Source organism: Nitrospira sp., assembly GCA_037045225.1.
In the GTDB taxonomy this organism is placed as follows: Bacteria; Nitrospirota; Nitrospiria; order Nitrospirales; family Nitrospiraceae; genus Nitrospira_A.
The window spans coordinates 2811698-2837053 of the sequence record JBAOHZ010000009.1; the positions used below are offsets into that span (position 1 = coordinate 2811698).

25 protein-coding genes are annotated in these 25356 nt (G+C 57.3%); 13 read left to right on the forward strand and 12 right to left on the reverse strand.

Annotation, left to right across the window (positions count from 1 at the left end; translation table 11 throughout):
- The 11 genes from V9G17_13985 (at window position 1) to bfr (V9G17_14035) (ending at window position 12728) form a co-directional block, all read left to right on the forward strand.
- Entirely contained in the window at window positions 1-546 is a 546-nt protein-coding gene (locus V9G17_13985; protein ID MEI2753706.1) for an RDD family protein, read from the forward strand.
- 66 nt (window positions 547-612) lie between these two features.
- Window positions 613-1644 (forward strand): rod shape-determining protein, encoded by a 1032-nt coding sequence (locus V9G17_13990; protein MEI2753707.1) that lies wholly within the window; start codon window positions 613-615, stop codon window positions 1642-1644.
- Window positions 1645-1662: 18 nt separating this feature from the next.
- A complete protein-coding gene (gene mreC / locus V9G17_13995) occupies window positions 1663-2544 on the forward strand; it encodes a rod shape-determining protein MreC (GenBank protein ID MEI2753708.1) in 882 nt (293 codons plus the stop codon).
- On the forward strand, window positions 2541-3041 hold the full coding sequence (locus tag V9G17_14000; GenBank protein MEI2753709.1) for a hypothetical protein: 501 nt from the start codon (window positions 2541-2543) through the stop codon (window positions 3039-3041). The genes mreC and V9G17_14000 overlap by 4 nt, the downstream gene beginning before the upstream one ends.
- A gap of 40 nt (window positions 3042-3081) precedes the next feature.
- Window positions 3082-4965: a penicillin-binding protein 2 gene (gene mrdA, locus V9G17_14005; protein MEI2753710.1), complete on the forward strand. Its 1884-nt coding sequence runs from the start codon at window positions 3082-3084 to the stop codon at window positions 4963-4965.
- Window positions 4962-6083 carry a rod shape-determining protein RodA gene (rodA, locus tag V9G17_14010; protein ID MEI2753711.1) on the forward strand — a complete coding sequence of 374 codons (1122 nt, stop codon included), beginning with the start codon at window positions 4962-4964 and terminating at the stop codon, window positions 6081-6083. The genes mrdA and rodA overlap by 4 nt, the downstream gene beginning before the upstream one ends.
- A 145-nt stretch (window positions 6084-6228) precedes the next feature.
- The gene (locus V9G17_14015; protein ID MEI2753712.1) at window positions 6229-7740 is read left to right on the forward strand and encodes an Rne/Rng family ribonuclease; all 1512 of its coding nucleotides are present in this window, start codon (window positions 6229-6231) and stop codon (window positions 7738-7740) included.
- 119 nt (window positions 7741-7859) lie between these two features.
- On the forward strand, window positions 7860-8996 hold the full coding sequence (dprA, locus tag V9G17_14020; GenBank protein ID MEI2753713.1) for a DNA-processing protein DprA: 1137 nt from the start codon (window positions 7860-7862) through the stop codon (window positions 8994-8996).
- Between the two features lie 82 nt (window positions 8997-9078).
- Window positions 9079-11415, forward strand: coding sequence for a type I DNA topoisomerase (gene topA / locus V9G17_14025; protein ID MEI2753714.1), 2337 nt, complete (start codon window positions 9079-9081; stop codon window positions 11413-11415).
- Between the two features lie 321 nt (window positions 11416-11736).
- The gene (gene bfr, locus V9G17_14030; protein ID MEI2753715.1) at window positions 11737-12213 is read left to right on the forward strand and encodes a bacterioferritin; all 477 of its coding nucleotides are present in this window, start codon (window positions 11737-11739) and stop codon (window positions 12211-12213) included.
- A 35-nt stretch (window positions 12214-12248) separates the two neighbouring features.
- Window positions 12249-12728, forward strand: a complete 480-nt coding sequence (gene bfr, locus V9G17_14035; protein ID MEI2753716.1) for a bacterioferritin — start codon at window positions 12249-12251, stop codon at window positions 12726-12728.
- Between the two features lie 257 nt (window positions 12729-12985).
- Here the strand turns inward: bfr (V9G17_14035) and V9G17_14040 are convergent, their stop codons facing one another.
- From V9G17_14040 to V9G17_14065, 6 genes are all read right to left on the reverse strand, one after another.
- A complete protein-coding gene (locus V9G17_14040) occupies window positions 12986-13549 on the reverse strand; it encodes an AraC family transcriptional regulator (GenBank protein ID MEI2753717.1) in 564 nt (187 codons plus the stop codon).
- 60 nt (window positions 13550-13609) lie between these two features.
- The gene (locus V9G17_14045; GenBank protein MEI2753718.1) at window positions 13610-14365 is read right to left on the reverse strand and encodes an HD domain-containing phosphohydrolase; all 756 of its coding nucleotides are present in this window, start codon (window positions 14363-14365) and stop codon (window positions 13610-13612) included.
- A 103-nt stretch (window positions 14366-14468) separates the two neighbouring features.
- Entirely contained in the window at window positions 14469-14987 is a 519-nt protein-coding gene (locus tag V9G17_14050; protein ID MEI2753719.1) for a hypothetical protein, read from the reverse strand.
- A gap of 23 nt (window positions 14988-15010) precedes the next feature.
- Window positions 15011-15697, reverse strand: a complete 687-nt coding sequence (locus V9G17_14055; protein ID MEI2753720.1) for an FMN-binding protein — start codon at window positions 15695-15697, stop codon at window positions 15011-15013.
- Entirely contained in the window at window positions 15682-16143 is a 462-nt protein-coding gene (locus V9G17_14060; protein MEI2753721.1) for a hypothetical protein, read from the reverse strand. The genes V9G17_14055 and V9G17_14060 overlap by 16 nt, the downstream gene beginning before the upstream one ends.
- A 60-nt stretch (window positions 16144-16203) precedes the next feature.
- Window positions 16204-17652 (reverse strand): hypothetical protein, encoded by a 1449-nt coding sequence (locus V9G17_14065; GenBank protein ID MEI2753722.1) that lies wholly within the window; start codon window positions 17650-17652, stop codon window positions 16204-16206.
- A gap of 624 nt (window positions 17653-18276) precedes the next feature.
- Here V9G17_14065 and V9G17_14070 point away from each other — a divergent pair.
- A complete protein-coding gene (locus tag V9G17_14070; GenBank protein MEI2753723.1) occupies window positions 18277-19302 on the forward strand; it encodes an FAD:protein FMN transferase in 1026 nt (341 codons plus the stop codon).
- Between the two features lie 73 nt (window positions 19303-19375).
- Window positions 19376-19657 (forward strand): hypothetical protein, encoded by a 282-nt coding sequence (locus V9G17_14075; protein ID MEI2753724.1) that lies wholly within the window; start codon window positions 19376-19378, stop codon window positions 19655-19657.
- Between the two features lie 10 nt (window positions 19658-19667).
- On the opposite strand, the gene V9G17_14080 is transcribed toward V9G17_14075, so the two are convergent.
- The 6 genes from V9G17_14080 to V9G17_14105 all read right to left on the reverse strand — a co-directional run bounded on the left by V9G17_14080 (window position 19668) and on the right by V9G17_14105 (window position 25309).
- Window positions 19668-20120: an energy transducer TonB gene (locus V9G17_14080; GenBank protein ID MEI2753725.1), complete on the reverse strand. Its 453-nt coding sequence runs from the start codon at window positions 20118-20120 to the stop codon at window positions 19668-19670.
- 491 nt (window positions 20121-20611) lie between these two features.
- The gene (locus V9G17_14085) at window positions 20612-20986 is read right to left on the reverse strand and encodes a biopolymer transporter ExbD (protein MEI2753726.1); all 375 of its coding nucleotides are present in this window, start codon (window positions 20984-20986) and stop codon (window positions 20612-20614) included.
- Entirely contained in the window at window positions 20970-21401 is a 432-nt protein-coding gene (gene exbB, locus V9G17_14090) for a TonB-system energizer ExbB (protein ID MEI2753727.1), read from the reverse strand. The genes V9G17_14085 and exbB overlap by 17 nt, the downstream gene beginning before the upstream one ends.
- A gap of 84 nt (window positions 21402-21485) precedes the next feature.
- Complete coding sequence (locus V9G17_14095; GenBank protein ID MEI2753728.1) at window positions 21486-22655, reverse strand: ABC transporter ATP-binding protein; 1170 nt, start codon at window positions 22653-22655, stop codon at window positions 21486-21488.
- Window positions 22656-22660: 5 nt separating this feature from the next.
- Window positions 22661-24211: an iron ABC transporter permease gene (locus tag V9G17_14100; GenBank protein MEI2753729.1), complete on the reverse strand. Its 1551-nt coding sequence runs from the start codon at window positions 24209-24211 to the stop codon at window positions 22661-22663.
- A 66-nt stretch (window positions 24212-24277) separates the two neighbouring features.
- Window positions 24278-25309: an extracellular solute-binding protein gene (locus V9G17_14105; GenBank protein MEI2753730.1), complete on the reverse strand. Its 1032-nt coding sequence runs from the start codon at window positions 25307-25309 to the stop codon at window positions 24278-24280.
- Between the last annotated feature and the right edge of the window lie 47 nt (window positions 25310-25356).

The following is a 25356-nucleotide window of genomic DNA, read 5'->3' on the forward strand; positions in this document are numbered from 1 at the left end:
ATGGATTGCGGCGGTGGGAAGATTGCGACTTTGTTTGTGCAGGTCAAACAGATTTGTTATAGTGTCGAAGAATTGGAGAGATCTCCGGTGGTGGAGGAGGCAATCGGGCACAGCCCGCTCGAACTGGGCGTCTATCCCAAGGCCCAGGTGCTGAATCGCTTCATTGCCAAAATGGTCGACCTCCTGATCGTCGCGGCGGTGAGTAAGTTGGTTCCCCCGATCGGGGTCCTTGCCGGACTTGCCTATCTCTTGCTGGCCGACGGGTTTGGCGGCGGTCGCAGTGTCGGGAAGCGGCTCATCGGGCTTCAGACCATCGTCCCCCGCACCAGGGACCCGGCAGGGTTCCGAGAGTCGATCATCCGTAATCTGCCTTGTGGTCTTGCCCAGTTGGCGTTTGAAATACCGTATGTCGGATGGATCGGATGGGGCGCGGTCCTCTCGCTGGAAGGGTTGCTGGTCATCGGGAACGAGCAGGGGCGGCGGTTGGGCGACGAAATTGCCAAAACTCAGGTGTTGGAGAGCGGGCAACTGGATGTGGCGGATTAGGCGGCGCGACGTGGTTCAGCGCAGGAATCGTGTGAAGGGAGAGTCCTAGTGGGCTTCATGAGTGACATGTTCGGATGGTTCTCCAACGATCTGGCGATCGATTTGGGGACGGCGACAACTCTCGTGTATGTCCAGGGGAAGGGCATCGTGTTAAATGAGCCTTCCGTGGTCGCCGTGGAGAAAAAGACGGAGCGTGTGATGGCGGTCGGCGCCGACGCGAAGCGTATGTTGGGACGCACCCCGGGCAATATCCTTGCGGTACGCCCGATGAAGGAAGGGGTCATCGCCGATTTCGAAAAAGCCGAGGCGATGCTCAGCCACTTTATTCAGAAGGCCCATAACCGGACGGCCTTCGTGCGACCACGCATCATCATCGGTGTGCCGTCGCGGATCACCCAGGTGGAGCAACGGGCGGTGCGCGATTCGGCTGAGCTGGCCGGAGCCCGCGAAGTGTATTTGATCGAAGAGCCGGTGGCGGCGGCGATCGGGGCAGGGCTGCCGATTACGGAGCCGTCCGGGAATATGGTGGTAGACATCGGCGGCGGTACCACGGACATCGCGGTCATCTCGCTGGGCGGTATCGTCTATAGCGAGTCGGTCAAGGTGGCCGGAGACCGGATGGACGACGCCATCATGAACTACATCAAGAAAAAATATAACCTCCTCATCGGGGAGCATATGGCCGAACGTATCAAGTTCGAGATCGGCTCAGCTTACCCCTTTGAAGAGCGCAAGACCATGATGATCAAAGGACGCGATCTGATTTCCGGTATCCCCCGCACGCTGGTGGTGGACGATGCCGAGGTGAGAGAGGCGTTGCAGGAACCCATTGGAACCATCGTCAATGCCATCAAGGTGGCGCTTGAAAACACACCGCCTGAATTGGCCGGAGACATCATCGATCGCGGTATCGTGCTGACTGGCGGCGGATCTTTGCTGAAGGGAATGGATACTCGGTTCCGTGAAGAAACGAACCTCCCGATCATTACGGTCGATGACCCGTTGACCTCCGTGGTCTTGGGGGTCGGGAAGATTCTTGACGAACTGGATCTCCTTCGCAAGGTCTCAGTTATGTCGCAGTGTAGTACCTCTCGATGATCTCCATCCCGAGTGTGGATGGCTATATCGCGATCAACATACGGCACTAGGCGTCTCGCCATCGTGCTGTTCGCCTGCTTGCTCGTCGCCCTCTTACTTCTTCCTAGCCAAAGCCAGAGGTTGCTTCAGTACGTCGGCGGACCGCTTGGTCAAATCCTCAGTGTGCCCCTCGCCGCGTTTTCCTCGATCGACCACGGCATTTCGGAAACCTGGAATGCGTATCTTGCCCTGCAGGGTGTCCACGAAGAGAACCGCCAGCTTCGTCGCGACATCGAGTTGCTTGAAGGACAGAATAATCAGCTGCGTGAAGCCGTAGCGGCCACGCAACGATATGAGACGCTGCTGAATTTTAAACAGCAATCGCCGTCCCAGACTCTGGCGGCTCAAGTGATCGGTCGGGATGCCACGAATTGGTATGGCGGGATGATTCTCAATAAGGGCGAAAGTGACGGCGTGCGTGTGGAAATGGGAGTGGTGACTCCTGCAGGTGTGGTGGGACGAATCGTGAAGACCAATTCAGCCTCGTCGGTGGTCCTCCTGGTCACCGATCCCAACAACGCGATTGCAGGGGTGGTGCAACGGACTCGTGATGAAGGCATTGTGGAGGGCACCAGCCACGGACGGGCGCGACTCAAGTACATTCCCCTGTTGTCTCGGGTTCAGGCCGGCGACCGGGTCGTCACCTCAGGATTGACGGGGGCCTTTCCTCGCGGTTTGGCGATCGGGGGACTGACCCAGGTTGAGAAGTCGGAGGGGGATTTGTTTCAGTCGGCCGAAATCGAACCGGAAGTGGACCTTTCGAAACTGGATGAAGTCCTCATTATCACGGCTCCATATGAGGATGCCGACTCTGCGCAAAAGCTGTTGCAGGACATTCGCGGGGATCGAAAAAAACCATGAAGTTTCTCCTGTATCTCCTCTTAGCGCTGGTCGTCGTTCCCTTTCAGGCCACCTTGCTGCACTACTTCAGCCTCTTCGGCGTGCGTCCTGATCTCGGTCTGGTGGCCGCTTGTCTCGTCGGGTTTCTCGGGGGCGAGTTGGACGGATTGATTCTCGGGCTCCTCCTGGGGTGTTTTCAGGATATGTTGTCCGCAGGGGATCTTTGGATCAATGTGGTGACCAAGGGTGGGGGCGGGTTTCTGGCTGGGCTGGCCGGCCGCCATATGGCCCATATCACTCCGGCCGTGTTAACCGCCGGATTGGCGATCATTTCCTGTCTTTCCAGTGCGGTGTTTCTCTATTCGATGAACCCGGCGGGTATCGATGAGGTCTGGATGGGTGTCCGCTCAACAGTGCTCGTGCAGGCCGGGTTCGACGCCTTGGTCGGGGCAGGTTTGTATCTGCTGTTTCGTCAGCGCTGGTCCGATGATCGACTGGTGACGGAGGGCGCGCTCTAACTGTGATTGCCCGGCAACAAGCGGCGAGAGTCTGACTACGATGGCCTCGATAGGATTTAACGATTCTGACCTTCTCGATCTTCAGCGACGGCTGGCCATTCTGCGCGTGGGGCTCCTGCTGGTGGTCGCGTTGCTTGCCTTACGCCTGTGGCATCTCCAGATTCGGGAAGGACCTTATTACCGGGACTTGTCCGAAAACAACCGGACGCGTTCGGTGGTGTTGGAGCCGGCCCGCGGTCTCATCTTCGACCGGAACGGTGTGTTGTTGGCGAACAATGTGCCGAGTTTCGCCCTGTATGTCACGCTGGAAGACGTAAAGGATCGCCCGGCTTTGGTCGCGGAGTTAGCCTCGTTGCTCAACCTTGATCCGGAGTTGATTCAGAAAAAGTTGTCGACCGGCAAGGGCAGCAAGCTCCAGCCTCGCAAGGTAAAAGATCGGCTAACGCTGCGCGAGGCGACGTTGATCGAGTCACATCGGTTGGATTTGCCTGGCGTGATGATTCAGGTGGAGTCGCAACGGAACTACCCCGGCGGGCCGGTTGCGGCGCATTTGCTAGGGTATGTGGGCGAAGTGTCGGCGGACCAGCTTGAGAAGGCGGATTTTGCGGATCTCCATCAAGGTAGTGTGGTCGGGCAATATGGGGTTGAGAAGTGGTTCGACCGGCAGGTGCGTGGACGTGCCGGGCAGAAGAGTGTGGAGGTGGATGCGCTCGGTCACGAAAAACGCGCCGTGGTGTCGGATAAGCCGGTCGCCGGTGACGATCTCTACCTCACCATCGACGCGCATCTCCAGAAAATCGCCGAAGATCTGCTTGGGGAGGAATCTGGCGCCATCGTGGCACTGGATCCGACCAACGGAGATATTCTGGCAATGGCCAGTCGTCCGGGATTCGATCCGAACATGTTGTCGAAAGAACTCACGAATAAGCAGTGGGTGGAGATCGTGCAGAATGAGCGGCGCCCCCTGAATAATCGCGCCACTCAAGGCCAATATCCTCCAGGTTCGACGTTCAAAGTCGTCATGGCGGCGGCGGCGCTTGAATCCAATACGGTGACTCCCTCGACCATGGTCCGGTGTACGGGAGGCTATCAATTCGGGAATCGGTTGTTCCGCGACTGGAAGCAGGGTGGGCATGGATCAGTCGATCTGAACGAGGCCTTGATCCATTCGTGCGACGTCTATTTCTATACCGTCGGGCAGCGAATGGGGATCGATACGATCGCCGAGTATGCGAAGCAGTTCGGGCTCGGACAGGAGACCGGAGTTGAACTGCCGTCGGAACGTGTCGGTATTGTGCCGTCGACAGCTTGGAAGCAGAAGGCCCGCAATCAGCCCTGGTATCCCGGTGAAACGATTTCTGCCGCGATCGGACAGGGATACGTCACGGTGACACCGCTGCAGATGGCCAGTATGATCGGTACGGTGGCCAACGACGGCGTGGCGATCAAGCCGCGTTTGGTGCAAGCGGTGATGAATCGCGCGACGGGAGACCGTGCCGAATTTCCACCGACGGTGCGGGGCAAAGTGGCGGTGAAGCCGGCCAGCATTGCTTTGATCAAGGCGGCGCTGGCGGATGTGGTCACGAAGGGAACCGCGACGCGAGCCAAGTCCTCTCTCGTGACGATTGGCGGAAAAACCGGGACGGCTCAGACGGCGGCGCTGCGCACCGGTCCTGAGAAAGATATTCCCAAACGGCTTCGGGATCATGCCTGGTTTGTCGCCTTTGCTCCGGTCGAGGCGCCTCGCATTGCCGTGGCGGTCCTGGCGGAACACATGGGGCATGGTGGATCGGCCGCGGCCCCCTTGGCGAAGGACGTGATCGAAGCCTACGTGAAGGCCTATCCCGAGGTGCTCAAGCAGATTCCTCCGGCTGGGCGAACAAAGCCGCTGGCGGCGACCGCTGAAACGCGACCGAAGACATGATGATTGATCGAGTCATGGACAACCGAGGGTTGGATAGTTTCGATCTCCGCTTTATGGGGCTGATCGCGGTTATCCTGTCGGTCGGGGTGCTGTCGATCTACAGTGTCACACATTCTCAGGACACAGCCTTTCCGTTTTACCTCAAACAGCTCGTGTGGATTCTTCTGGGCACCATCGCGTTCCTCGTGATGTATCTGTCCGATTACCACAAAATTGCGCGGCTGGCCTATCCGACCTATGCGGTGATTCTGATTCTGCTGGCGGTCGTGTTGGTCATGGGCAAGTCCAGTCGAGGAGCCCAACGCTGGATTCCGATCGGCCCCTTCGCCTTTCAACCGTCTGAGTTTGCCAAGCTGGTCTTGGTGTTGGTGTTGGCGAACTATTACTCTCGGGTCTCTCGCGCAGGGTGGCTGCACCGGGTGGTCCTGCCGGGGTTGATTGTCTTGCCTGGGCTGCTGTTGATCCTCAAGCAGCCTGACCTGGGAAGCGGGTTGAGTTTTCTGGCCGTCTACGCGGCTATGTTATTGATGGTCGGCGTGCGCTCGAAGACGCTGGGTGTGATTCTGTTGCTTTCCGTCATGCTCTTTCCATTTGTGTGGGAAATGGTCTGGGCGTCGTTGCACGACTATCAACGGGAACGTGTCATGGCCTTTGTGGATCCCGATTACGACCCGGGAGGAAAGGGCTACCACGCACTTCAGTCTAGAATTGCCATCGGCTCCGGTGAGTTGTCAGGCAAGGGGCTCTATGGCGGCACACAAAGCCAGCTGAAGTTCCTTCCCGAAGGGCATACCGACTTCGTCTTTGCGGTGTATGCGGAGGAATGGGGGTTTGTCGGAGTGCTGGTCCTCCTGGCCCTCTTTATCGCGTTGATCTGGGTCTCGTTGGAAATTGCCGCGCGTGCGAAGGATACATTGGGGGCGCTACTCGCGGCAGGTATTGTGGCGATGCTGTGTTTTTGTGTGGTCGTCAACATCGGGATGACCGCAGGGATGTTTCCCATTGTCGGCATTCCGCTTCCGTTGGTCAGTTACGGAGGAAGCGCGACCATCATGACCATGGCCTCGTTGGGATTATTGTTGAACGTCAAACGACGTCGGTTGACCTTGTTCTATTAGGCCAAGCCTGGACAGGGGCCGACTGGGTATGAAATAACCATGTGAACCAGATTGGGGACGGACCGACGGCGACACGAGAAGGAACCCGGGCTTTGTGTCCGCGTTCGTCTGCCGATCCGCCCGATCTGAGTGTAAAGGAGTGTCTATGGGTGTCGAGATAGCAATCAGCATAGCGCGGGAAGAGACCCGCGTGGCGGTGCTTGATAACGGGGTCGTCACGGATCTCTATGGCGACCGCGCGAAAGATCAGGACTTCGTCGGGAATATCTACAAGGGGCGTGTGGCAAAGGTGCTGCCGGGAATGCAGGCCGCGTTCATCGATATCGGGTTAGAGAAGGCGGCATTCATGCACGTGTCTGATCTCTCGATGGATGTCGAGCCTGGGGATACTCTCGTAGATGGTGACGACGACGACAGCAAGGATTCGGAAGTTCCCAAGCCCAAGCGGCAAAGTTCGAAACCGATTGAAGAGTTGCTGTCCGAAGGACAGGAATTGATGGTGCAGATTTCCAAGGGTCCCATCGGCACCAAGGGATCGCGCGTCACCACGTATGTTTCTTTGCCGGGCCGGTACCTGGTGTTCATGCCGACGGTTGAACATATCGGCGTCTCTCGCCGTATTCCTCGTGACGAGGAGCGCGCGCGGCTGAAGGAAATCATGAAGCGGGCGCGGCGCCCGGGGTTCGGCTACATCGTCCGAACAGTCAGCGAAGGGGTGAAGGAAGAGGAGTTGCGCTCGGACGTCGAGTTTTTGCATGTCTTATGGCAGGACGTGTTGACAAAGCGTGACCAGCTGCCCGCCCCGAGCCTCTTGCACAGCGATTTGAGTTTGAGCTTCCGTGTCGTGCGGGATTTGTTCGGTCGCCGGGTCGATCGGTTGTTGATCGATTCCCGCGAGGAGTACAACGCGATCAAAGGGTTTGTGCAACGGTTTTCACCGGAGCAAACCTCGCGTATTCATTTTTATGACAAAGAGGAAAGCCTGTTCGACTATCTGGGGGTGGAGCAGGAAATCGCTCGTGCGATGAGCCGCAAGGTCTGGCTGAAGTCCGGAGGGTATCTGGTCATCGACCACACCGAGGCCATGACGGTGATCGACGTTAATACCGGCCGCTTTGTCGGTAAGCGCGATCAGGAGGAAACCATCCTCAGAAACAACCTGGAAGCGGCGCGCGAAATTGCCTATCAGGTGAAGCTGCGGGGAATCGGCGGCATCATCATCGTCGACTTTATCGACATGGAGCGGGAGAAAAATCGCGACAAGGTCTACCATGCATTGGTGGATGCCATGTCGTCGGATAAAGCGCGCACCAGAATTTCCAGAGTATCCGATCTCGGGCTGATCGAAATTTCTCGTGAACGTGTGCGAGAGGACTTGCTGCGTTCGTTATCGGAGCCCTGCCACTATTGCGATGGGCGCGGCTACACCAAGTCGCCGATGTCGGTGGCCTACGAAATTTTCCGCGAAGTGCGTCGGCTCGGCCACGAAATCGAACAGCAACGCGTCGTCGTCGGGGCACATCCTGCCGTCGCGCTGCTCTTGCAGGAACAGGAGCAACCGGGAGTCGAGGAGCTCGAACGTCGGTATAGTGCAAAAATTCTGGTTACTCCAGACGATCGGTTGCATTTGGAACAATTCGATCTGGTTGTGATGTAGTCCGGCACGCAACCGGATGGGATCTCTTTCGGGTGTATGTCCTGCCGCAGGGCGCGGTGTTTCTCCAGTACAATGGGCCTGCGCATCGCACCGACGCCATGTGATGAGCTGAGACGATCGTGAATCATCGAGCTCTCCGTCCGTGGTTGCTGTTGCGCGCGATTCCCGGTGTGGGCGACGGGACCCTCCTCAAGCTTGTGCACGCATTCGGGACACCGGATGCGGTATTCATGGCCACCCAGGCGGCCCTGGAGGAGATTGGTTGCCGGCCCCCATTGGTCGAGGCCATTCACCGTGGACCGACTCCTGATGCGATCCGGGATCTCGACCAAGAATTAGATCACCTGCAGCGCCGGAAGGTTACGGTGCTGACGTATCTCGATACGCAGTACCCCGCGCCGCTCAAGACGATTCCAGACCCACCTCCGTTGCTGTATGTGCAGGGTTCGTTGTTGGACACCGATCGGCATGCGGTGGCGATTGTTGGCACGAGGAAAGTCAGCGCCGCCGGACGCATCTTCGCCGAAGAATTGGCGCGTGAGCTCGCGCGGATGGGTTTTACGATCGTGAGTGGGTTGGCGCGTGGGGTCGATGCGGCGGCGCATCGCGGGGCTCTTGCCGGTAAGGGGCGGACGCTTGCCGTGATGGGCTGTGGCCTAGATCGGACCTATCCTGCGGATCATCGGCAGTTACGGGAGACGATCGAGCAACATGGCGCGGTATTGTCTGAGCTCCCGTTGGGAGCGGCGCCGCACAGCTATCATTTCCCGCGCCGCAATCGCATCATCAGTGGATTGTCCTTGGGAGTCGTGGTGACCGAGGCGGCAATTGAAAGCGGGTCCCTCATCACGGCGAGATTGGCCGGTGAACAGGGACGGGAAGTCTTCGCGGTACCGGGATTTGTGAAAGCCGAATCCAGCCGCGGACCGAATAGTTTGATTAAGGATGGGGCTCGTTTGGTTGAGTCGGCGCAGGATATTCTCGATGAATTGTTGCCGCAGCTTGATGCAACGTTTCGTGAGCGGCTTGGTGCGGGAGCAGGGGCGGATGTCAAGCCAGCGTTACAGTTAGGCACCGAGGAAATGTTGGTGTACGATGCCTTATCCGTATTGCCGCAATCGGTCGATGAGGTGATCCGGCGCAGTGGATTGCCGGCCGCTCAGGTAGCGGCGATCCTGTTATCGCTCGAACTGAAAAATCACATTCGTCAATTGCCCGGTAACGAGTATGTGCGTCTCACCGTGGGCAGGCATTGAGAGATTAGAGCTGACAGCGCCGCAATATTTGTTATAGTGGGTGTGGTACTCTGGGCGTAGGTACTGAGGAACGTGAAGCCCCATGGCCAAATCGCTGATCATTGTTGAGTCGCCGACCAAGGCGCGCACCATCACGAAATATCTCGGGCGTGGCTATTCTGTCATGGCCTCCGTCGGCCACGTCAAGGACCTCCCTACCAGCAAGCTGGGTGTGGATCTCGAAAATGATTTCGAGCCCCAGTACGTCACGATCAAGGGCAAGTCGAAAGTGCTGGCCGACATCAAAAAGAAAGCCCAAGAAGTCGACACCGTATTTTTGGCGCCGGACCCTGATCGAGAGGGAGAGGCGATTGCCTGGCATATTGCGCAGGAGTTGCACGGCAAGGGGAAGAAGAAAGACGGCAAAGTCTTTCGTGTGTTGTTCAACGAAATCACGGAATCGGCGATCAAGCGGGCTCTGAAGTCGCCGGGTGAAATCGACATGAAGCTGGTCCAGGCCCAGCAGGCCCGACGAGTCCTTGACCGCATCGTGGGGTACCAGGGTAGTCAATTGCTGTGGAAAAAGGTGCGTCGCGGACTCAGCATGGGCCGGGTTCAATCCGTGGCCGTGCGGTTGATTTGCGATCGGGAGAAGGAGCGAGAAGCCTTCCGGGCGGAAGAATACTGGTCGATCGTCGCGTTGTTGACCGGGGACAATCCACCGGCATTTGAAGCCAAATTGCATTCCGTGAACGGTCAGGATGCCGACATCGGCACAGGTGAGCGGGCCCAGCAAATTCTGGATGCGGTGCAGGGGAAGCCGTTCGTTGTCCAATCGATTGAACGCAAAGAAAAGAAACGCAATCCGGTCGCCCCCTTCATCACCAGCCGGCTTCAACAGGAAGCCGCCAGGAAGTTGCATTTCAGCCCGAAGAAGACGATGACGCTGGCGCAGCAGCTGTACGAAGGCGTCGAAATTGGGGCAGAAGGGCCGACCGGTCTCATTACCTATATGAGAACGGACTCGCCGAGAATTTCGCAAGAAGCGACGGAAGACGCCAGAGTGGTGATTCGGGAACGGTTCGGCGTTGAGTATCTGCCCGCTACCCCGAACGTGTACAAGACACAGAAAGCCGCGCAAGAAGCGCATGAGGCTATCCGCCCGACTGCGGCCGCGCGCGATCCTGAATCTGTTAAGCAATACCTAGAGCAGGATCAATACAATCTGTATAAGCTCATTTGGAACCGTTTCATTGCCTCGCAGATGGTCCCTGCCATTATGGATGTGACGCGTGTGGATTCCTCTCCGGTCGGAACCACGGATCGATATGTGTTTCGTACCACCGGCACCGTGGTGAAGTTTGCTGGCCATACGGCTGTGTACTTAGAGGGAACCGACAAAGAATTGCCGTCGCAGAAGCCCAGGAATGAACAGGAAGCGGACGACGAATCAGATCGTCAACTTCCTGCATTGCGTGAAGGTGAAGGGTTGCGTCTGGTCGCCCAGGAAGCCCAGACCTTGCCCGGCCTCGTCTCCAAACAGCATTTCACTCAGCCCCCGCCGCGTTACAACGAAGCCTTGCTGATTCGGGAGCTGGAAGAAAAGGGGATCGGTCGTCCCTCCACCTATGCCTCGATCATCTCGACGATCCAGGATCGAAAGTATGTCGAGAAAGTCGAGGGCCGTTTCCTCCCCACTGAAACCGGGAGGACGGTGAACGACTTTCTGTTGAAGGGATTTCCGGATCTGCTGGATACCGAATTTACGTCCCACATGGAAGAGCAACTCGATGAGGTTGAAGAAGGTACGAAGCCCTGGGTCGCAGCCGTACGCGATTTCTACACTCCGTTTGTGCGGGAGATGGAGCTGGCTCAAGGGATCCCCGGGCCGAAGGATATCGTCGAGCCTCCCACGAACCTTCCTTGTGAAAAATGCGGTCGCATGTTGGAAATCAAATGGGGCCGGAACGGGAAGTTCTTAGCCTGCCCCGCCTATAAGGAAGATCCTCCCTGCAAGAATACGCAAAATTTTGAAAAGTTGCCTGATGGGACGATCAAGATTGTTCCTAAGGTGGAAGAGACGACGGACGAGAAGTGCGAAAAGTGTTCAAGCCCTATGGTGGTCAAATCCGGCCGCTTCGGGAAGTTTCTGGCCTGTTCCGCCTATCCCGAATGTAAGACCACCAAGGCGATCGCCTTAGGTGTGAAATGTCCCCAGCCTGGTTGCGGGGGAGATCTCGTTCAGAAGCGTACGAAAAAGGGCCGCAATTTTTATTCGTGCAGTCGTTACCCACAATGTGAGTATGCCTTGTGGGACCGCCCGATCAATAAGCCCTGTCCCACGTGTCAGGCGCCATTCCTCATTGAGAAGGTCAGTAAGCAGGCCGGCCGTTCGGTGCAGTGTCACAAGGAAGAGTGCGGCTATCGGGAAGCCGGATAGTCCGAGGGCATTTGTTCCTGTGTCGTCGTTCGCTCGCTTGAATAGTCTTTCCTGTCTCTCACACCTCTCGATTCCAGTTCCTTTCGCCGCCGGGCTTCCGCAGAACACCCCGTTCACGATCCTGTCCTGATGAGAAGAATGAGAAGCGTTCTCGGCGATGTTGATAACTCGCCTCATTTATACGTATATCTCTTGTTGACAAGCCCGTTGAGAATCTCTAATTAAGATGTAGAGTAAAGAGTCAGTCGAACGCATATCAGCGCCGGCTTGAGCCAACGGGCCAGTTGAAAACATTGCACTCCAAGCTGGAGGGAGGGACCTATGAAAGCGAAACAAGGCGTCATTGAGCTTCTGAATAAGGTCCTCACTGCGGATCTCACTGCGATCAACCAATATTTCGTCCATGCGAAAATGTGTTCAAACTGGGGCTATGAACAGCTGCATCACAAAGTTCGAGAACGTAGCATCGATGAAATGAAAGATGCGGATGAGCTGATCAGCCACATTCTGTACTTGGAAGGGGTGCCGAATGTTCAGCGTATGAATACGGTGCAGATCGGAGAAACTGTTCCCGAGCAGTTCAAGCTTGATCTTAAGGCCGAACAGGAAATGCTCACGCTGCTCAGCGACGGGGTTGTGCATTGCGCCAAAGTGGGAGATTTTACGACGCGTCATATGCTTGAAGACATGGCGAAGGATGTGGATCAGCACATCGACTGGATCGAGACCCAAATTGAGACGATCAAGCAGGTAGGGCTTGAGAATTATTTGGCCGAGCAGATTCACAAAGACAGTTAATCGAGTGCCGGTCCGGCGTGGGAATGGGAGCATGCATGAAAGCGAAAGAGGGCGTTCTCGATATCCTGAATAAAGTGTTGGTGAGTGAGCTTACGGCCGTGCATCAATATCTTCTGCATGCGGCCTTGTGCAAACATTGGGGTTATGGCCGGCTGCACGAACGGTTCAGTCACCTGGCCCAGGAGGAAGTGAGTCATTCCTCGGGCTTGATTGATCATATTTTGTATCTAGGCGGTGCACCCAAAGTAGATCATCTGGACGCGGTTGCGACCGGAAAGAAAGTATCGGATCTGCTGGAGGGCGATCTGACCTTCGAGCGTGACGACGCGGAAGTCCTTCGTGACGGAATTGCCCATTGCACGAAGGTCGGCGATTTCACGACCCGGAATCGGCTGGAGGAAATGATCGTTGATACCGAGGAGCATATCGATTGGTTCGAGACCCAGCTGTGTACCATCAAGCAAGTGGGGCTTGATCGATATTTGGCCGAGCAGATTCATTCCGAAAAGTCTTAGCCTTTGCGAGCGCAGACGATCGGCCGGTGGGATCATCTGGGGTCCCGCTGGCCGGCCCTCCTCCCTGGTACTGTTTTCCCGAACATGCATGCGTGTCTGATTTCCTCGGTCCGATAGTCCGGACGACCCCGCCTATTCATGCTCCCCGCACGGCTGCGAAGCAATTTAATCGTTCTGCATGCCATGGTTATTCAGGGGCAGGCTGTGCTCTGCCTGCTCAATAATAGCGAGACCATGCGTGTGTGCGCTGCGTGAGCTTACAGTACCTTCTGCATGGTGTGGACTGTCAGCCGATGCCGTTGGTGTATCCGTCGAGATCGAACTTCACTGGGAGAATGCCCGGTGGCGCGTTTGAAGAAATGGCTGAAAGAGAATTGATCGCTGAATCCGACTGCGGTCGCAACTTCTGCCAGCGTCTGCGCAGTCGTGGCGAGGAGTGACTTGGCACGTTCGACCCGATGTCGTCTCATGTACCCGGAAAACGATTCACCCATGATGCGGCCAAACAGATCAGAACAATATTTCTCCGAGTAGCCGAGGAAATTCGCCAGGACTTTGAGTGTCAGTCCACGGTGGAGATTCTCGTGAATGAAGCGGGTGATGCGTCCAGCCAGCGCGTGTCTCTCACCGGATGATTTTCCGTCAGATGGGAGGGCATGGGAGAGGTTGAAGAGATCACACACGAGATTGCGGAGCTCCTGCTCCGTCGTGGCCTGCTCGAGACGATCAGCCCACTTTGGTGACTGTGCCCGAAGCTCAGACGAGATATTCTGGAGGCGGTCAGTTGGTATGGTGATGTCGGGCGTGTTGTGTATCATCATTCATCTCCATCAGTGAGGCCAATAGACCGTAGCGGGTACGGACTGTCTTCGTTGGACTCTTTAGAATGTTGAAAGGGACGTGTGAGGGGAGTTGAGCTGGTCGACGGTCGGTTCAACAGTGAGAGCGGTCAGACTCACTGCATTCACTGAGAGAGCCGGGAACCGGTCTTGATCGCGTAACCGTACACAAAATATGGTGGTCAGTGCCGGATCAAACTGCGAGCCTGCCGACGCTTGGAGCGTTCGCAGGGCGCTGTGTAACGAAATTGATCGGACGGCAATGCTGTCGAACACGTCTGCAATGGCCAGAATTCTTGCGGCCAGGGGGATATAGGCTCCGCGAAGCCCATACGGATATCCGGCGCCGTCCCATCGTTCGTGATGATGAGCGATCAGGCGGGCGGCCTCATAAAGGAATCGATAGGGATTCAGGAGTGCAGCACCTTCTCGAGGATGACTTTGGATCAGAGCATAGTCGTCCAATGTGTGGGCTTCTGTCTCGTCGAGCAGTCTGCCAGGTAACATGAGGAGTCCGATATCGTGCAACAGCGCGGCATACTGCAAGTCGATGTGTTGATCGTCTGTAAGGCCGATGGCTTCGCCCAGCATGCGGGCATAATGTGCCGTGCGCTCGCCATGTCCGAAGTGTCCTGGGATGAGGGCTTCGATTCTTCTCGTCAGGCGTCGAAGTTGGAGCAGGCGGACAGCGTGTAAGGACTCTTTGGGGAGCTGTAGAGAATTCAAGGCATCAAGCTGCCGGGCTATCTCTCGGATGAGTTGAGTTGTGAGATTGATCGGTACTATTGATGGATGCATGGGAGTCCTCCAAAAAAAAGAGCCCAAGATCGTGGTCAACGATCTTGGGCTCTGGGCTGAATGCCTCTGGCCGCAACGAGATTGATAGGCTGTTTCTAGGTGCTCATGGCTCTTCCCCTCGCTTCCCGGCCATCAGTGGCTGTTTCAGTATCCACATTTCATAGAGCGGGATCGCCATCATTGCGAGAAAGCTGCCCATCATCAGGGTGTCCCCTGCCAGCATGGTGAGCACAAAAATAGGTGAGACGTAGCTGATCAGCCAGGGGGAGAGCAGATCCAGCGCCACGCCTCCGAACGAGAGCCATGTCAGCCAGACTTGTACCGCATGACTGGCATGCGTGAGATAGAGGACATGAACGAGGATCATAAATACCACCGGCATGGTGAACAGGTGGAAGTGCGTCACTTCAGCCAGTTCGCGGAACGACATCGGCTCGCCGAAGGTCGCATCCGAGCCCCGGTAGTGATCCGCGATTCCTTGTGGGCTCAAGCTGGTCATGCTGTGCGCCCAGAAGAAAGAAAAAAGAAATCCCACCAGCATCAAAAAGAGAAACTGTGTATACAGCAGCCTGATGTGGCGGTCCGAATCACGCAGGCGGAATCGAGCATTAAAATTTCGCATGCCTGTGCAGTATCCCGACGGCCTTAGTTACCGAACAGGGTCCCTAAGAATCCTCTCTCGGCCTTCTGCACCGCGACCGTGTCGCTTCCTAAGCCGGCCGGCTTCAAGTAAAACTCGTCCACCAGGACCAGCACACGTTTGACGCCGGCACTCATCGACCGGACGGACATTGTAGCCCCGCTGATGTTGATAATATCTTTATTGATTCGTATGGGATCCGAGACCGTTTTGCCGTCATATTGGGAGTTGAATCGCTTTTTCCCGACTTCGCTGCCTTTTGCATCGCGAAACACTAACAATTCGACGTCGGTGCAATTCCCTTTGGGATCCACTCCAACCATATAGGTCATCGGTTTATATTTGCCGATGGTGTTGTGGATCATCGCATATCCGTCCACTTTGTCGCCAGTCTCGCCGATATACAGGTCGAATGAGTCCTCTGGGAACTTCCAGCCGATGCGTTGTTCGACGGTACTCTTCTTGTCTTGCGCCAGGCGGAGCGTTTCCTTTCGGATTCGTTGCGACTGGGGAAGGATCGCCTTGACGGCCTCGTCCTCCGTCATGAACTCTTCATACTTGAAGTCGTCGTCGGTAATGTATCGGCGTAGTTCACTGTCCCAGACTTTCTCCGTCGCCAAAGCGGGGAGGGACGAGGTCATTAGCAATACGACTGCGGTTGCGGTGCGGTACGCACTCAATGTACTGAACATCCTTGCTCCTTCAATTTGGTGTCCAAGCGGTTCTGCACGTCGGCCATGATCTCTGCTGAGGGTTCGGTGTCAGCCCAGCCGAACAGGCGGGAACCGCCACGGAATGCCCAGCGTTGCCGTTCTTCGATGAAGCCAATTTTTGTGACGTCGTCGAGGCGTTTGACAGTGAGGGAAATTCGGGACCGATCTTTGCTGTCCCCCAAATCTCGTTGAAGGGCACCAAAGGTCCGTCCTGGCATGGGTATTTCAAGCCAAGTGGTGTCGATCACGCCTGCGCCTTTGTCCTGCCGCGCAATTGCCCGATCTTTTACCGCGTCAAGCGCAGCGTCCCAGGCATGGTCGTAGCTGCAGACGGCAAATCGTTCCTGCATGCCGCCTAACGAGGCGCAGGCGGTCAGGAGAGCGGGAAGCAGGATGGCGCTGAGTCGGCGATAGTGTCGTGTCATATCAATTCTGTCACTGTCGTCCAGGCCGTCCGGAATGGGACGGCCTGGACGAGGTGCCGGTTAGAAGTATGTGGCTGCCTGGATTAGGAATCCGTTTCCATTCATCGGGCTGCCTGAAGTGCCGAGGTCTCCGGCGGCGACCAGTCCTTTCGCGTCCTGCTGGGTATTAAATTGCCAGTCGAATTTGATCACTGTGTCTTCGATTGGCCGGAAGTTGAGACCGAGGGTCAAGCGCTCAAGCTTCCGCTGGCCCCCGAGCGTGTTTTGTTTGGTGCGATCATCCGTGTCGGTATTGACCTGTTCCCACCGGACGACTGCTGTAAACGTGGAGGCGTCGGTGAAATGGCTGGGGGCCCATTTTTTGAGGAATTCAGGCATGAAGTGATAATTCCCTTGAATGTAGTACCCTTGCATGCCGGCCGGTCCGATGGCCCGGTTGGCAACGCCGGTGGCATTGTTGTTGCTGACTCTCGTCCAGGCTGACTCTCCGATGATTTCGAACGGGCCTCTCTGGAGAGTCCAGTCCAATGCGAACATATCGATGTAGCCTGCGCCCACGGCTCCGGCAGCCGGCTTGTATGCCCCATGGTACCCGGACCCGGCGATTTCAATGCCCAGCATCGGGCTGAATGCGATACGGCCGACGACGGCTTTGCTGTCATCGCGATCCCGGGAGACGCTCCCTCGCGCGCTCCGCACGCCGAGGTCAGTAATGCCGCCTGCTGTCTGGCTCATCCCGTTGACGGCGTAGACTTCGTAGTCCAGCTTCGATCGTGACGAGGGATAGAGGGTTCCGTAAATGCCAGCTCCTGCTTCAAACCAGGTGCTGGGGATGACGATGCGGGACACCATTGGTCGGTCGACGAGGTCGTTCAGCGGTGAGTCGTGCAGCAAGTTAAACTTGCCGACCGGCATCAACAAAATACCGGCTCGAAGATTGATGGCTTCGTTAACCAGGTAGTCCAGCTGGGCGAACTCAATCTGCATGGAACCGTCAGTGCCCTGGGGCGCATTTGTTCCGCCGCGCTCGATCTCAATTTCCGTTGCGAACTTGATATGGTCAGTAATATCCGCATAAATAAACGGCACCAGTCGTTGTTGACCGAAAGAATTGCGGCTAGGATTATCCAGATTCTGACGGGACAGCGAGTTGTACATGACATCGGCATATCCACCGACCGTTGCTTTCGGGGCACTTAAGAAAGGCTTGGCGTAAATCAGTTTGCCGGACCCGGTTGATCCGAATCCCAACGGAACCTTTTCCTCGCCCTTTCTCTCTACCCGAATATCGGTAATGGGACCGGATGACACAGGATATTGCGGAGCCGAGGCGGCTTCGCCCTGGCCTTGTTGCATGCTGCCGTCGCGTCGTTCGTGTTCCTGCAGCCGCTTCTCGACTGCCTCATCCACGAGTTTCTTAATGTCCTCCGGGGTCATGTTTTCCGCCAACGCCGGCATCGCCGGTAAACTGGCTAAGACGAGAGCCCCGAGGATTGCCCGAATCTTCATAGGTATCCTCCATCCGCGAGTAAGGTTGTGGTTGGACTCGGGACTCAAAGGTCTCTGGTCTGCGGGGAACGCAGGTGTATGCGATCGAAACCCTGCGGTGTGCCTGGTTGTGAGGCCTCCTTTCAAATATCGAATCATGCTGTGACGGTGCCCCAGCCTTCGATTGAGGTGAAGGGGATGACGACGATGCGCTTACAGCGTTTGCATTTGAGCTCAAGGCCTTGTCCACGGACCTTCGCAATGAGTTGTCCGCACTCACAGCGTGTTTCACTGTCCTGGCACGAAGGGGCTGCCAAACGTTTCTCGGTGATCATAGTGGGTGGTCAGTCTCGTTGGTGAAATTGAGAACGATTATTAATATCCCGATCAGTGAGGGAATGTCAAGCCGGGCGTCAAATTAAAGACGGACTGTCTTTGTGCGTGCCCGGCACGTTCGTCATAGGTGGTTCCTGCAAGATAGAGTGGGAGCGGGGGAGTGTGTATTTGCATTTTGCAGGTACGCCGCAGAAGATGAAGCTGTATGCGTGCGCAGATCGGTGGTGGGCTGTGTCAACAGAACTGCGCCTTCCATTGAGTGCCACGCGCAGTGTGGTTGCCATATTTGTCTCAGGTGGTGAGGTGTCGATGGGATATCGTCTTGCAGTGATGAGCGGGATCTTCCTGTTTTTGTTCTCGTCCGGATGTGTGACGACAAGGTCTGAATCCGTTCCTGTTGTGGTGAAGCGAACGCAGATGCAGATGGGGACGCTCGTGACGATTACATCGGTGGCGTCGGATCGCCAGCGGGCGCAGGATGCGGCTTCGGTTGGATTTCAGGAGATTCATCGTTTGGAGGAGTTGCTCAGTACCTGGATTGCGACAAGTGAGCTTTCGCGTGTGAATGCTGCCGCCGGCAGGGACGCCATCACGCTCAGTCGCGACACGATGCGGGTATTGGAGGCTTCGCTCGAAATGGCCCGGTTGACGGAAGGAGGGTTTAATATTCTCGTTGGGCCGGCGGTTGAGGCCTGGAGTGTTCTCGATCGGCAACAGATTCCTTCCGATGCGGTCTTGCAGGCGGTTCGCCCATTGACGGATCTGCGCTCGTTGCGCCTGAATATCGCGGAGGTGACGGCCTATTTGGCCCAGCCGGGCATGCGGGTGGATGTGGGCGGGATCGGCAAAGGCTTTGCCGCGGATATGGCTGTCGCGGCTATGCAGAAGGCCGGAGCTACTGCAGGGGTCGTGGCCCTCTCGGGGGATATCCGGACCTTCGGCAGACTTCCGGGCGGCATGAAGTTTCCCTTTGGCATCCGGCATCCGAGGCACGAAGGGGCGGTGCTGGCTTTTATTGATCTGCAGGATGAGGCGATTTCGACGGCCGGTGACTATGAACGGTACTTCGAACGGGATGGAGTGCGCTATCACCATATTCTCGATCCGATCACCTTGCAGCCGGCTCGTGACTGTCAAAGTGTGACCGTGGTCGCCCGCGATGGAGTGACGGCAGATGGCCTGGATACCGGCATTTTTGTGATGGGTCGTGAGCGAGGGCTGGCGCTTGTTGAACGGTTGCCGGGGGTCGGTGCCGTGATCGTGGATCGTGATGGCAAAGTCTGGGTGTCTTCGTATCTCAACGGGAGGGTGAGGATGAATGATGGCATCGAGTAGTTCAATCCATGGCGGACGTTCCCGTTGGGGCTTGGTCCGTGGCTGGTGCCGAGAAGGTGCGTTGACAGGACTAATGATCGGCCTGTTCGTGTTAAGCGCCTGCAGCGCCAGTTCCAAGTACTTCCAAGATGGGGTCAACGAGGCGACGCAGGAGATGGTGGGGAAACGGTATGGATCCCCACACAAGACACAGTCTGCCTCAGACGGGGGAGAAGTTTGGACCTATTTCGAGCGGGGCAGCGGGACGGCAGGGTATGGCGGTCAAGTGCGGGGAGGGGGCTGTCGGGCCTATGTCCTGACGTTCGACCAGCAGACGGTCTTGCGACGTTGGGAGCAGCAACAGTGCCAGGGATAAGTTTTCCGTCTTACCGGTCCAGGTAGTACCCGAGTGGGATCTGCATCGTGATGGAAGATTTTTCGAGCGGCTGCGATAAGGTAAGAGGGGAGGCTTGGCGAATGGTCTCCAGTGCCGCTTGGTCGAGCAGATCGTGCCCGGAACTTTTTGCGATGGTGGCCGATGTAATGTCTCCGTTTTCCTGAACTACGATCCGGACAACTACCCGACCTTCCAATCGTTGCAGCCTCGCCGTTACGGGATATTGCTTGAGCGTTTCGATTCGCTGGAGTAAAGGCCCTGCGAGCCAGCCGTAGTCCGGTTTCCTCGTAGCCTGAGGCGAGCTGTTCGATGGGGCGAGGGATGCCGTTTGAGGCGGGGCTGTGGCCTGTTCGGTGGTGGACGGTACAGCGCTCGTCGGCAAGGGTGCTTCTGAGGCAAGAGGAGTTGCCGTCGCAGGGGAAGCAGCCGTCTGTGGTGGCATGGGAGCCTCAACGGGTGCTGATGTCGCATGGAGTGCAGGCTGCGACTCCATCCTCGCAACTTCAGGCTCTGGAGGGAGACCCGTACGGGTTGGTTCAACCAGCTGTTGTGGTTCCTGTATTGGTGGAGTCAGGACCGACGCAGCCTCGTAAGGTGCATCCGCCGGCAGAGAGGCTGTGGTGGTCGGCGTGGTCGGGAGCGCGGTGTGAGAGGCGGTTGGAGAAAGAGTCGCTGCCGGAGTGCGCCGTTGAGCCGGTCGGACCACTTCGGCAGCAAGTGTCTGGGAATCGGGTGCTGATTGGGCAGGCGTCGCCGGAGGTTGAGCGCCGATGACCGTGACATCCCAATGAAAGGATGAGGATGGAGGGGCCAGACCGATCTTGGCGACTAGGAGTCCGGCTAGGAATATTGCACTACCATGCAGGCAAAGCGAGATGATCCACCCGCTTGCTTGGAAGCGGATCAAGGGTTCAGAAATGCCGGGCTGTGCGGTCACAGGCGAACGACCTCCAGACTGACGGATTGAAATCCCAGACCTCGTATTTCGTCCACCACCGAGACAAACCGTTCCAGTAAGGTGACTTTGTCGGCCCGCACCACCACCGGCGATTCGCGGGGGTGCGCTAACATGACAGTCTTGAGCCCGTCCGGGGGGATGGGGCGGTCGTTGAGGAACAGGTCGCCGTTTGCGGTCAAGGTTACCACGACCGGGACATCTTTGTGATCGCCGGCCTCTTTGGCCTTGGCAAGGTTTACAGGAATCTGGCCGGTACTGATGAAGGTGGCGGTGGTGAGGACGATGACGAGCAGCACGAGCATGACGTCGACCAGCGGAATGACGTTGATTTGATTAACCTCGCGTTCCATGTTGCACCTTATAGATCGTCAGCAGTTCGGTGACGCGTCGGCGAAGAATGTTGTTCATCACAACGCAGGGGATGGCAACGAGTAGGCCGACGGCCGTCGCTTTCAGAGCAAGACTCAAGCCGATCATGATGGTATTCACGGCCATCGTGCCGGACGTTCCCATCGTATGAAATGTCATCATAATCCCCAGCACCGTTCCTAACAATCCAATGTACGGAGCGTTGGCGGCCACGGTGCCGATAATGACCAAACGCTTGGTCAACGCCATTTCGAACGTTTGAATGTCCGTGAATTGTGACAGGTCTACGCGTCGATAGTAGAGCCATCGCTCGATCGCCACCGCCACCGACCAGACGCTCAAGGCGATCAGCATGCCGATGATTCCATATTCTACCGCATTCTTCAGCAGATCCATTCGTCGATCCTCCGCCTCGCACGGTTGTCTCTCTGTGGGGTAACCCCCGTTTAATCTTCAATGCAGCCCGGATTGAGCGCCGTATTACGGAGGACAAGCCGCGTCGGGCCCTGCCTGTTGTGTTGCCGTCGGTTCGAGTGGTTGCGGGAAGAGGACCGTATGGGTTGCCACCACTCGAAGGGCAATCGCCGTGCCGGTTTGATAGATGCTCAGCGACGACTCGCTGCTGTGTACAACTTGCCCAGATGGCAGTTGGATGGTGTACACGTTTTCAGAGCCTTTGAATTGCCGGGCCAGAATATGGGCATTGGCGCCCTTGGTCGGGACGATATGAATGTCGTCAGGGCGAATCATCACGACCACGTGGGTTCCTGTCGCGAGGTGCCGGGTGTTGGGGAAGTCTCCGATCTCGGTGGTTACCACATCATGGGCCACGACCCCGGGGATAAAATCCGCTTGTCCGACGAAGTCGGCTACGAAGGGAGTCGTGGGGACGTGGTAAATCGCTTCCGGAGTGTCGAACTGTTCCAGCCGTCCCCGGTTCAGGACTGCGACGCGGTCGGCCATGGAAAATGCTTCGTCGTGGTCATGAGTGACAAGGATGGCCGTGGTCTTGGTCTGTCGAAGCAGGGCGTGGAGATCTTGTCGCATGCGGCTCGCCATGTCGGGATCGAGATTGCTGAACGGTTCGTCGAGCAGCAACAATACGGGGCGCAGGGCGAGGGCGCGGGCGAGTGCCACGCGTTGCTGTTGTCCCCCCGAGAGCTCATGCGGATACCGCTGCTCCAGACCGCGTAAGCCGGTGAGGGAGAGGAGGTCATCGACGATGGCCCGCTGCTGTGTGCGTGAGAGGTGGCTGAGACCGAAGGCGATATTTTTTTCGACGCGCAGATGTGGAAACAGCGCATATTCTTGAAAAACCATGCCGATCTGTCGTTCTTCCGTCGGCACCATCACGTCCTGCGAAGACACGAGTTGCCCCGAAAGGACGATGCTCCCGGCGGTCACCCGTTCGAATCCGGCAATTGCACGAAGAATGGTGGTCTTTCCGCATCCGGATGGGCCCAAGAGGCAGAGAATTTCGCCTTGGTGCACCGTGAAGGTAATGTGTTCGACAGCCGGCCGCTTCGGCTCGTATGCGCAGGACACCTCGCGTAGCTCCAGAACCGAGGAGCGCTCAGCCGCCATATCCATAGCTTCAAGCGCGGTCGCGGTTGTCTTTCCTGATTGTGCGTGGGTGTCCGAGCTATTCATGGAATTCACCTCACGACCTCCTGCGCGCGTCCTCGCCAATCTTTCGACACCAGCAGTAGCAGCGCCGGTAGACTGAGGAGAACAATCAATAAGGCCGCGGGTGCCGCCAACTGATAATATTCTTCGCTCGCCTCGAGCCAGACGCGAATGGCCAGTGTATCAAATCCGACCGGCCGCAGCAGCAATGTGGCTGGAAGTTCTTTCATGGTCTGAAGAAACATCAGCACCCATGCGGCAATAAACCCATTACGAATGAGCGGCAGAGTCACGCGCCGAAGTGTATGACGAGTTGTGCAGCCCAAGGTACGTGCTACTTCCTCCACATTAGGCGTGACTTGCTGGAGGGCCGGTTCCATCGACTGCAGCCCAACCGGCAGAAAGTGCACAATGTAGGCGACCAGCAAGACCACCACGGTGCCGTACAGGGCAGGTGCGAACTGAGTGAAGAGCACAAGCACAGCGAGTGCGGCAACTGGGCCGGGTAGGGCGTAGCCGGCATAGGCGGCTTGGAGGCAGGCGAGATTGAGTCGCGAGGGCCGACGGCTGGCGAGATAGGCCAGCGGTAGACCGATGATCACCCCCCCGCACGCCGCCAGTGCGGCTAGAAAACTGCTGTTCCAGATAAAGCCGAAGAAGCGCGCGTCCAGGGCACCTTGGGATACGGCCTCGATGCTCCATTGAATCAACATGGCCGCGGGGATCCCGAAGGCCGCCGCGAAGACCAGCACCACGTAGCTGGTGAGTAGCGCGGTCCCCATGGGACCTGCGCGTCGCCGAGTGGCGTTCCGGTATCGGCCGGCCGTTTGATAAAAGCGGCTTCGCTGCCGAAACCATCGCTCGGTGACGAGGAAAATGATCGCCATCACGACGAGGAGCAGGCTTAGGATGCTGGCGGCCGTGTGATCGTAGCGGCTGGTCATCTGCTGATAGACCGCATAGGTCAGTGTTTGGTAGCGGAGGAGCGAGACCGCCCCGAAGTCCGAAATCACGTACAAGATCACGAGTGCCAGCCCTGCGGCAACGGCGGGGCGGATGAGCGGGAGCGTGACCCGTCGGAGGGTTGCCCATTGAGACGCGCCGCACACGCGTGCCACTTCCTCAAAGGAGAGATTCAGATTCATCAGGGCCCCTCGAACCAGGAGGTACACGAACGGGAACGTATCGAGAGCCATGATGAGTGTCACGCCGACAAATCCTTGCGGGGAGAGTAGCCGAGCATCTGGTCCCATGAGCGTTTGCCACCAGTGCTCTACCGGGCCGCCCATCCCGAGGAGATGGGCATAGACATAGGCCAGCACATAGGTCGGCATAGCGAGGGGGAGGGCGAGTGCCCATTCCCAGATTCGGCGCCCAGGAAATTCGTATCGAACGATGATCCAGGCCAGTGAGACGCCCAGGAGGAGCGTAGTTACGGCCACGCCGGTGGCCAGCGAGAGCGTGTTCCAAAGAAGTTCGGGAATACGCGTCGACCAGAGGCGACTCCACACGGTCGGCGCGGCGGTGAGTGCTACGTACACGATATAGCAGGTGGGGAGGATCAGGAAGGCCGCCGTCACCAGGCTGATCCACTGGAGTGAAGAGGGCGCGTGAGATCTCGTGGCGGTCAGCATGGAATGGATAGGTTAGCGAAGGCCGACCTGCTCAATGAGTGTGAGGGTGGCTTCGCGCAACTCAGCAAGTCGAGCGAGCGGAACTTGAGCCGCCCGGAAGGTGTGACGGTCGATGAGCGCCGGGTCGGCTTTCACCTCCGGATGCAGGGGGTATTCCTTGTCCAGGTCCGCGAACATTTTCTGCCCGGCTTGGGCGACTAGGAATTCAATCAAGAGCTTCGCACTGTCGATATGCTTGGATGCTCGAGTGACGCCGATTCCAGTCACATTCATGATGGCGCCCATGCCGCCCTCCTGCTGATCCGTCATGACAGCCGCGATTGGAGCGGTCGGCTGCGCTGCAAGGTGGCGAGAGATGTAGTAGTGGTTCACAATGCCCGCGGCGACTTGGCCCTTCGCAACGGCCTCTACGATCTGCGAACTCTTCTGATAGACCTGCGTGCCGGCATTGGTCTTGAGCCCTTGGAGAAATTGCTTCGTCCGCTCATCTCCAAAGGTCGCCTTGATGACCGACACCCCGGCCTGGAGATACTCGCTGCCGGAGTTGGGGACGGCGATCTTGTCTTTCCATTGCGGCTGGGCGAGGTCGAACAATGATTTGATCTGGTCCGGCTTCACCAGGTTGGTATTGTAGACGACGATCCAGAAGCGACCGGAAAGTCCGATCCAGCTGTTGTCGGTGGCTCGGAATTGGGGTGGGATCGCTCGTTCAACTTCGCGCATGTTCATGGGGCGGAGAAGCTTGAGTTCGCGGGCATGTTCGAGACTGCCGGCATCGTTCGTCAAGAAAACATCGGCCGGGGTGCGATCGCCTTCGGCTTGCAATCGGTTGACCAGTTCAGTGGTGCCGGAAGAGAGCAGGTCGATCTGGATGCCGCTTTTCGCTTGAAACTCGTCCAGTACCGGTTTGATGAGGCGTTCTGCGCGACCCGAGTAGACCACCAGCTTGTCGGCCGCTTCCGCGGTTCCATTCACCCATTGCGGGAATGCCAGTGCACCGAGGGTCAAGGTCAGCGCTAAAAATGCGCGAGGGAATGAAGCCATGCGGCATGCCTCCACGTGTAGGGACGGCCCTCGGGGCCTCCTAGTTG